Annotated in this window: 7 protein-coding genes and 1 pseudogene; 2 read left to right on the top strand and 6 right to left on the bottom strand. The window is 72.7% G+C overall.

Features of this window, described 5'->3' with window-relative positions; genetic code table 11:
• From HKK72_RS21625 to HKK72_RS21610, 4 genes and pseudogenes are all read right to left on the bottom strand, one after another.
• Nucleotides 1–417, bottom strand: a pseudogene (locus HKK72_RS21625) (hypothetical protein); the annotation flags it as partial.
• Nucleotides 414–947, bottom strand: coding sequence for a hypothetical protein (locus tag HKK72_RS21620; protein WP_187236225.1), 534 nt, complete (start codon nt 945–947; stop codon nt 414–416). The pseudogene HKK72_RS21625 and the gene HKK72_RS21620, both read right to left, overlap by 4 nt.
• Before the next feature lie 31 nt (nt 948–978).
• The gene (locus tag HKK72_RS21615; protein ID WP_187236224.1) at nt 979–2,214 is read right to left on the bottom strand and encodes a hypothetical protein; all 1,236 of its coding nucleotides are present in this window, start codon (nt 2,212–2,214) and stop codon (nt 979–981) included.
• A gap of 95 nt (nt 2,215–2,309) precedes the next feature.
• A complete protein-coding gene (locus tag HKK72_RS21610; RefSeq protein WP_187236223.1) occupies nt 2,310–3,755 on the bottom strand; it encodes an aldehyde dehydrogenase in 1,446 nt (481 codons plus the stop codon).
• Between the two features lie 233 nt (nt 3,756–3,988).
• Here HKK72_RS21610 and HKK72_RS21605 point away from each other — a divergent pair, with 233 nt between their 5' ends.
• Nucleotides 3,989–4,729: a metallophosphoesterase gene (locus tag HKK72_RS21605; RefSeq protein ID WP_187236222.1), complete on the top strand. Its 741-nt coding sequence runs from the start codon at nt 3,989–3,991 to the stop codon at nt 4,727–4,729.
• Nucleotides 4,730–4,774: 45 nt separating this feature from the next.
• On the opposite strand, the gene HKK72_RS21600 is transcribed toward HKK72_RS21605, so the two are convergent.
• Nucleotides 4,775–5,245, bottom strand: coding sequence for a dCMP deaminase (locus HKK72_RS21600; protein ID WP_187236221.1), 471 nt, complete (start codon nt 5,243–5,245; stop codon nt 4,775–4,777).
• The gene (locus HKK72_RS21595; protein ID WP_315987373.1) at nt 5,238–5,924 is read right to left on the bottom strand and encodes a RibD family protein; all 687 of its coding nucleotides are present in this window, start codon (nt 5,922–5,924) and stop codon (nt 5,238–5,240) included. Before HKK72_RS21595 ends, HKK72_RS21600 begins: the two co-directional genes overlap by 8 nt.
• A gap of 191 nt (nt 5,925–6,115) precedes the next feature.
• Between HKK72_RS21595 and HKK72_RS21590 the strand changes: the two genes are divergently transcribed.
• Nucleotides 6,116–7,267, top strand: coding sequence for an exonuclease SbcCD subunit D (locus HKK72_RS21590; RefSeq protein WP_187236220.1), 1,152 nt, complete (start codon nt 6,116–6,118; stop codon nt 7,265–7,267).
• Nucleotides 7,268–7,271 lie beyond the last annotated feature (4 nt).

Raw genomic sequence — 7,271 nt, 5'->3', positions numbered from 1 at the left:
GCCGACCGGCACCTGCGACCGCCTGCGCAGCTCCTCGACCGAGGCCGGGACGGGCGACATCCAGGAGTCCTCGGTGAGCAGCCCTTCGGCACGCGGGATCGCGACCGAGTGGATGAGCACCAGCACCAGTACCGCCCGGTCCTGTTCGGGCTGCGCGCACGCCGGGTCGCGCGCCAGCTCGGCGGAGACGTCGTCGCGGTAACCGGAGATCCAGCGGTCGCGTGACCGGATCAGGGTGCGGCCCACGAGCGCCAGCATCTCCTCGACGACCCTCCGGTGCGACGGCTCCCGGAGCGCGGGGAACCTCACCTCGGGCACCGGTTCGGCGGCGTGCTCCACCGCCATGAACGCGGCCACGAGCTCGGCCCGCCGCTTCTCGTCGTACGGGCGCAGCAACGGCTCGAACAGCTCGGTCATCGCATCGCCCCAGGGCCGGCCGGCGGCTGGGGCAGGCGGCGCAGCAGGTCGCGCAGGGAGGAGAGCGAGTCCTCCGGCCAGTTCGCGGTGCGCGGGCCGAGCCGCACGGCTCCGGCGGTCTCGTCGAGCAGCAGCCAGCCCGAGTCGGCCAGCCGGCGCAGGTCGCCGAGCGCCCAGCGGCGCATGAGGTCGGCGTCGCCCCTGGCCATCCCGACATAGACCTCGAGCGCGTCGGCGATCGCGGCCGTACGCCCGGGCCAGGGCGCGGCGTCGAGATCGGTCCAGCAGCAGCGCAGTGCCGCCGCGAACACCCGGCGGGCCTGCCCGGGCCGGTCCATCGACGGCGCGGCGGTCTCGTACTCCTCCAGCAGGGCCGGGGTCGCGCCGTCCGGCCAGGACGGCAGCAGCCACACCCGGGACGGCTCGGTCGCGCGCGTCAGCCCGGCCGGTGCCGGGTCGGCCGGCCCGATCGGCAGCGGCCCCAGCACCCGCACCCTCGCCCTCGCCAGCACGGCGGGATCCACGCTCACCGGCACCCCCGGCGCGGGAGACGAGACGGCCTCATGAGGGGATCCGTTCGAAATGCCCGTGCGACAGCCAGGAGGGGGCGGCGCCCGGACGGGGCTGGAGCCCTTCCGACCAGGCGAGACGGTACGGCAGCTCCGGGTGCAGATGAGCCGAGGACAGATCGGCGAACAGCCGCCGCGAGGTCGGCCAGTCGCCGGCCTCGGAGAGCACGTCGTGCACCGCCACACGGTCACGCCCCCGCAGCACCTGCTCGGCCACGGCGCTGAGACGCTCGACGGCGCCGCCGTCGGCCGCCGAGGCGTCCTCGGACAGGCCCGGGTCGGGTAGCGAGGGCCGGGGCGGGGCCGGGCGCGGCGCCGTGGTCCGGGGTCCCTCGTCGACCGCGGTGACGATGGCGGCGGGCTCGTGCCAGGGCGCCGGGGCGTCGAACACGAACCCGTCCAGCACGGCGGCCAGTCGCTCGCGCGACGCCGTGCGGGCGAAGGTACGCCAGGTCTCCGGCGGCAGCAGGGTGAGGTTGCGGGTCGTCCCAGCCGAGTCGGTCAGGCGGGCCGCCGCCCGCCGCGACGCGTCACCGTAGGCGTAGATCGCGGCACGCAGCTCCGTACAGGTGCGGTCGAGCTCCGGCCACCGCCGCAGGATCGCTCCGTGCAGCCGTTCGGCCCGCTGGATGATCTCCTCACTGCCCCAGAGCTTCGGCGCCTGCTCGCGCAGCTCCTCGATGGTCGCGTTGGTGAGGGTGAGCAGCTCGACGCTCCAGAGCCGGAACGCGCGGGCGAGCCCCTCGGCGCCGCCGGCAGCCTGCTCTCCGGTCATCCGCGGATCGGACACGTTGAGCTGTTCCAGCGCGAGCAGCCGGTGCATCTCCGACTGGCCGCCGTCGAGCATCATCCGCCGGACGAACATCAGCCCGACGACGCTGGTGAACGAGGCGCGGTAGCGCAGCTGGCCCGGCTTGGGGAACACCTCGCGGATGGCGCCGAGGCCCTTGAGCACCCTCAGCCGGTTCTCGAACACCTCGGCCGGGTAGCGGCGGCAGACATGGCGCATCTGCTCGTGGCCGAGCCCGTCCTCGCCCGCATCGGCGAACGCGGCCAGCAGCGTCTCGGCGACGTCGACCATCTCGGGGTCGTCGACCACCGCGCCGCTGTCCCTGGCGAGAGCGGCGAACATCTGCCGGTAGACGCCGAGGACGGCCTCGCCGACGAGGACGTCGTCAAGGCTCGCGGCACCCGGTGACGGGCTCGCCGGATCGAAGGCAGCGGACACGGCGAACTACCGTACGGCCCCTAGACGGGAAACGTGACATCAGCGCCGCCGAAACTCTCGGTGCGCCCACGATTACCGGGCGGACTATCGGGACATCACGCCGGAGGAGGGGCGAGGCGGGCGATCGCCTTCTGCTCGAGATAGGCGGACAGGCCCTCCGGGCCGAGCTCGCGGCCGATGCCGCTGGACTTGTAGCCGCCGAACGGCGTGTTCACGTCGATGATGTAGTGGTTGATGCCGCAGGAGCCGGTGCGGATCCGCCGCGCGATGTCGGCGCCCCGCTCGACGTCGGCGGTCCACACCGAGCCGCCGAGACCGTACTCGCTGTCGTTGGCGATGCGCACGGCGTCGGCCTCGTCCTCGTAGGGGATGAGCACCAGCACCGGCCCGAAGATCTCCTCACGCGCGATCCGCATGTCGTTGCCGACGTCGCCGAACACGGTGGGGGCGACGTACCAGCCACGGTCATGCGGCCGGTCCAGCCCGCCGGTGAGGACCTTCGCGCCCTCCTCCTGGCCGAGGCGGATGTAGCCCTCGACCCGGTCCTGCTGTCGTTTGGCGACGAGCGGCCCGATCTCGGTGCCCATGTCGGAGGGGTCTCCGACGGCGAGCCCGCCGACCATCGCGCTGAGGGCGTCGGCCACCTCGTCGTAGCGGCCGCGCGGCGCGAGGATCCGGGTCTGGGCCGCGCACGCCTGGCCGTTGTTCATCAGCGCGGCCATCTTGAGGCCCTCCATGGTGGCCGCGAGGTCGGCGTCGTCGCAGATGACGGCGGCCGACTTGCCGCCGAGCTCGAGACTGCAGCGCTTCAGCTGCTCACCGCAGATGGCGGCGATGCGCCGCCCGGCCGCGGTCGAGCCGGTGAAGGCCACCTTGTCCACGCCGGGATGCGACACCAGATGCTCGCCGGTCTCCCGGCCGGCGGCAACGATGTTCACCACACCCGCGGGAACGCCCGCCTCCTGGACGAGCTCGGCGAGCAGGTAGGCGTCGAGCGGCGTCTCGGGGGCCGGTTTGAGGACGACCGAGCATCCGGCGACGAGCGCCGGCGCCAGCTTGGTCATCGTGACGAACTGGGGCACGTTCCACGGCACGATCGCGGCCACCACGCCGACCGGCTCGCGGCGCACGGTCACCGGGCCGAGCATGCCCGGCCGCTCCTCCTCCCAGGGGAAGGTGCGCGCGAGGTCGGCGAAATAGGCCAGCATCAGCTGCGGCATCGGCGCCTGGGCCAGGTGGGAGAACAGGATGGGCGAGCCCATCTCGGCGGTGATGATCTCGGCGAAGTCGCCGAGCCGCTCGGCGTACAGGGCGGCCAGGCGCGCCACGACGTCGGCCCGCTCGACCGGGGTCATCCGCGGCCAGGGGCCGTTGTCGAAGGCCTCGCGGGCCGCGGCGACCGCGCGGTCGATGTCCGCCGGAGTGCCGTCGGGCACCCGGCCCACGACCTCCTCGGTGTGCGGTGAGATGACCTCGATGGTGCCGGTGCCGGCCGGTGCGGCCCAGTCGCCGCCGATGTACAGCCGATCGTGCTCGCGCATGGCGTGTGCCTCCCGGGGGTGGTGGGACCGGAGGTTGGTTGAACGAGTGCTTGCTTGGCGACAGCATCGCACGGCCGCCTGGGTGGCTGACAAGGGGATCGGGCCCGGATCTCGCAGAGGCGAGAACTTCTCGCGGAGGGCGAGATCGACATGAGCCGGTAGGCCGGCGGCATCGGCACCGGCCAGACTGTGAAGAGGCCGCGATGCGGCGTGCGTGGTCGAAGGGAGCATCAATGATCGTGCTTGCGCATGTGAGCGACACCCACCTCGACGGCGGTGACCGCAGCGCGGAGCGGGCGGCCAGGGTCATGGCCTACCTGAACGAGCTGCCGCAGCCGCTGGACGCGGTCTTGATCACCGGAGACATCGCGGATCACGGTCTGCCGGCGGAGTACCACCAGGCGAAGACGATCCTCGCCTCGCGGCACCCGGTCTTCACCTGCCCGGGCAACCACGACGTTCGCGAGGCCTTCCGCGCGGTGCTGCTGGGCCACGACGGCGGCGAGGGCCCTATCAACCAGGTGCACGGCGCCGCGGGTGCGGTGTTCGCGCTCTGCGACTCCAGCATCCCCGGACGGCACGACGGGTTCCTCACCGACGACACGATCGCCTGGCTCGAGGCGGTGCTGGCCGAGACGCCCGAACGGACACCGGTGTTCGTCTGTTTTCACCACCCGCCGGTGATGCTGCACAGCCCGTTCATCGACGAGATCCGCCAGTACGGGGAACAGCGTCTCGCCGACCTGATCGCCCGGCACCCCAATGTCATGGCGACCCTGTGCGGCCACGCCCACACGGCGGCCGCCACGACCTTCGCCAGCCGGCCACTGCTGGTCGCCCCGGGTGTGGTCTCCACTCTGAGCCTTCCGTGGGAACGCGGCGACGACCTCGACTACGAGCTCCCGCCCGCCATCGCCTTCCACGTCCTCGACGACGACCTGCGCCTCACCACTCACTACCGCGTCGTCCCCTGAGGTTCTCGGGCAGCGCTTCTCGGGATGGCGCTTCCCGGGTGCCGCCTAGCCGAGCAGATGGGCGTTCGGCTCACGGGCCCGGTCGGCCAGATCGGGGATCTGCACGACCTCGACGCCCATGGCGCCGAGCAGTTCGACGCCCTTCCCCTCGACGAACACCGAGGGCTCTCTCCAGGCGAACACGACCCGGGAGATCCCTGCCGCGATGATGAGATCGGTGCAGGTCAGACGCCGGGACATTCGCTGGCCACAGGGCTCGAGCGAGCTGTAGACCGTCGTGCCGGGCGCGCGCAGCAGGGCCGCCGCCCCAGGATCGGGGGGCTCCCGCCCCGTCGTCACCTTCGCGAGCGCCGACTCCTCGGCGTGCGCGTGCGGGTCGGCCTCCCGGGAGTGGCCGCGGGCGATCTCCCGGCCGTCCGCCCCGACGATCACGGCACCGACCGAGAACGCGGTGTCCGACGGCGGGCACAGCCGGGCGAGGTCGCAGGCCAGCTCCAGCCAGCGCCGGTCATCCACGACCTGTCCCGATCAGATAGCGCAGCAGCACCACGTCGCCGATCCGGGTGGTCTCGGCCAGCCGCATCTGCCGCTTGGGGCTCTGAGGAAAGACGCCGGGCTGTACGAAACGCGGCGCGTACGGGTCGCCCACGAAGAACGGGGCGACCACCAGCTGGAGCTCGTCGGCCAGCCCCAGGGTCAGGAACTCGGTGTGGACGCTGCCGCCCCCCTCGACCATGAGCCGCCTGATTCCGCGTTGCCGCAGGTCGGCGAGCGCGACCGCCAGGATCAGCGGATCGCCCGCGTCGACGACCTCGGCGCGGCCCTTCAACCGGCCGGTGAGTTCGCGCACCGCCGGAGAGGCTGCGTAGACGAGCTTCGGCGCCTGGCCGGTGGTGAAGAACTGGGCGTCCGGATCGAGGTCGCCGCTGCTCGTCAGCGTCACCTTGGCCGGTTCCGCCGGCACTCCGCGGGCCACGCGCCTGGCCCGGCGTTCCGGCGACCGTACGAGGAGGCGCGGATCGTCGGTGCGGACGGTGCCCGCCCCGACCAGGATCGCGTCGCAGCTCGCCCGCACGGAGTCCACCCGGTCGAAGTCCGCGGTGTTGGATAGCCGCAACCGCTGTGGGCTCGCGTCGTCGATGTAGCCGTCCACGGACATCGCACAACTGAGCAGAACGTACGGACGATCACTCACCACACGATGTTACGACGAGTCGCGCCACGTGACACCGGCCGGGAGGTACCCGGCCGTTGCCGGATCTGTGCGGCATCCCGGGCCACCGGCCGGCGGGCCCACGGCGGCGACACCTGGCAATTGTGATCGTTTGGGGTTCCTCGGCGTTTCTGAGGCGGAAGTGTCGGAGGTGCCGCCTAGGGTTCGGTGCGATGCGTCTCCTCCATACCTCCGACTGGCACCTCGGCCGCTCCTTCCACCGGGAGGACCTGCTGGGCGCCCAGGCCGCCTTCGTCGACCATCTGGTCGAGACGGTGCGTGCCGAGCGGGTCGACTGCGTGCTGGTCTCGGGAGACGTCTACGACCGGGCGCTGCCGCCCGTCGACGCCGTGCGGCTGTGCGACGAGGCGCTCCGGCGGCTGGCCGAGCTGAGCCGGGTGGTCCTCATCGCCGGCAACCACGACTCGGCGCAGCGGCTCGGTTTCGGCGCCGGCCTCATGGACTCCGCAGGGGTGCACGTCCGCGCCGATCCGGCGTCCGTGGGCGAGCCGGTGCTCGTGCCGGCTGGCGGTGAGACTCTCGCGGTCTACGGCATCCCTTACCTCGAGCCCGAACTGCTCCGCGCGCCCTGGAACCTGGACGCGCGCGGCCACACCGCCGCGATGACCGAGGCGATGCGCCGCGTGCGCGCCGACCTCGCGGGGCGGGGCGGGCGCGCCGTCGTGCTGGCGCACGCCTTCGTCACCGGGGGCGAGCCGAGCGACAGCGAGCGCGACATCTCCGTGGGCGGTGTCTCCCACGTGCCGGCAGGGGTGTTCGAGGGTGTCGACTACGTCGCGCTCGGCCACCTGCACGGCCGCCAGACGATGACCGAGACCGTGCGCTACTCGGGATCGCCGCTTGCCTACTCCTTCTCCGAGACCCGCCAGCTCAAGGGCTCCTGGCTGGTCGAGCTGCCTCCGGAGCGCGCCGACGGCGGCCTGGCCGCCGAGTTCGTCGAGGCGCCGGTCCCGCGCCGGCTGGCCCGGCTCCGCGGCCGGCTCGACGACCTGCTCACCTCGCCCGCGCACGCGCGATACGAGGACCACTGGCTCCAGGTCGTGCTGACCGATCCGCACCGCCCGCCGGCGGCGATGGAGCGGCTGCGCGGGCGGTTCCCGCACACGCTCGCGCTCGGCTTCGAACCCGAGGGCGCCGGTGCCGGCGGCGGCCGCTCCTGGTCCGAACGGATCAGGGAGCGCTCCGACCTCGACATCGCACGCGACTTCGTCGCCGAGGTGAGCGGCGAGCCCGCCGGAGAGGCCGAGCGGGCCCTGCTGCACGAGGCCTTCGAGGCCTGCCGGGTGAAGGAGGCCACGGCGTGACCGG

The organism is Actinomadura sp. HBU206391, from assembly GCF_014323665.1.
Classification (GTDB): Bacteria; Actinomycetota; Actinomycetes; order Streptosporangiales; family Streptosporangiaceae; genus Actinomadura_C.
Note: the sequence above shows the minus strand (reverse complement) of the source record. Positions and strands in the feature narration are given on the sequence as shown.

What these genes read in the sequence shown, in the direction of transcription:
- HKK72_RS21610 (WP_187236223.1), bottom strand. Translation starts at nt 3,755, where the DNA reads ATGCGCGAGCACGATCGGCTGTACATCGGCGGCGACTGGGCCGCACCG.
- HKK72_RS21605 (WP_187236222.1), top strand. Translation starts at nt 3,989, where the DNA reads ATGATCGTGCTTGCGCATGTGAGCGACACCCACCTCGACGGCGGTGAC.
- HKK72_RS21590 (WP_187236220.1), top strand. Translation starts at nt 6,116, where the DNA reads ATGCGTCTCCTCCATACCTCCGACTGGCACCTCGGCCGCTCCTTCCAC.